This is a genomic window from Pseudomonas sp. FSL R10-1339 (assembly GCF_009600545.1).
GTDB classification, from domain to species: Bacteria; Pseudomonadota; Gammaproteobacteria; order Pseudomonadales; family Pseudomonadaceae; genus Aquipseudomonas; species Aquipseudomonas bubulae.
Window position 1 is genome coordinate 1 of sequence record NZ_WIVQ01000233.1, and the last position, 998, is coordinate 998.

Annotated in this window: 2 protein-coding genes; both read right to left on the reverse strand. The window is 57.6% G+C overall.

Annotated elements, in window-relative coordinates; genetic code table 11:
- Positions 1 to 143: 143 nt before the first annotated feature.
- Positions 144 to 758 carry a hypothetical protein gene (locus GHO03_RS24570; protein ID WP_153338424.1) on the reverse strand — a complete coding sequence of 205 codons (615 nt, stop codon included), beginning with the start codon at positions 756 to 758 and terminating at the stop codon, positions 144 to 146.
- Between the two features lie 10 nt (positions 759 to 768).
- Positions 769 to 998: hypothetical protein (locus tag GHO03_RS25260; RefSeq protein ID WP_178110380.1), on the reverse strand; the 230-nt coding region annotated here is incomplete at its 5' end.

Here is a 998-nt window from a genome sequence, read left to right on the forward strand (position 1 = left end):
CGATGCGGCTACGCGACACGGCGTCAAAGCGGCAGACCAAACGCGCAGAGTATCCGAATCGGATACTTTGCCCGTTTGGTTAGCCATTTTGAGGCCGTGTGGCGTAGCCGCATGGGATCGAAAGGGCCGACAAGCGCAGCGCGTCAGTAGCCTTTGAGGATTCGAAACTGGCTGTTTTCGCCCCAAGCATCAGCCTTAGTATCGATCTCGGCACAAAGTCGTTTCTGAGGACCGCACAGGGTCAGATTAACCTTGCCACCTTTGGCCTCTAGGGCGGCAGCATTGGCCCGCAGATCCCCGATTTCGTTGGGGCTGGGTACCAGAAGCATGGACAACCCCACGATGGAAGCCAGCAGCACGCAACTGGTCGCAGCCCAAATAGCGGCCCACTTCCAACTGATCGAGCTTGCTGCTTGGTGCAGGCTTTCTTCCGCCTTCTCAGCACGCGCTGTAACGCCCTGTAGCGCCTTCACAGCGGGATTTACAGAATCCCCCAGAGTGGACTGGGTTTGCTGCTGGACGTCCGCTAGCGCGGCCTGAACCGCCTTCTCAACCGCGATCCGCGTGGCCTTCTCGATGATAAGCGCCGAGGCGTGCCCCGCTTTGTTCATCTCTTCAACAGCTGCACCAGCTCGGGCTATGACCGCATTCAGTGCAACCTGTCGATCCTCTAGATTTTTCAGTGCCTCACTGACAGCTTGCTGCTGCTCTTGGGCTACTGCCATCAGGCCAAATAGCTCCTGCTCACTGATGCTCAAATTCTTCCCCTTACATGCCGAAGTCAGGGCCGCCACGGCCTTTGCTTGGGGCTTTATCGTGGCTTAACTGGTCTTTTTCGAATCGCTTTAAGGCCGCTTTGGCCTGCTCTTGCCGTTCGAGTGCTGCGCGCTCCAGGGCAACTCTGTGCAGCTCGTTGACCATGCGCTCGCGCTCCGCATCAATACGGGCGTTGATGTCTTGGTTTTGCTGGAAGCGAGCCTTGAAAGCGGCCATTCCAT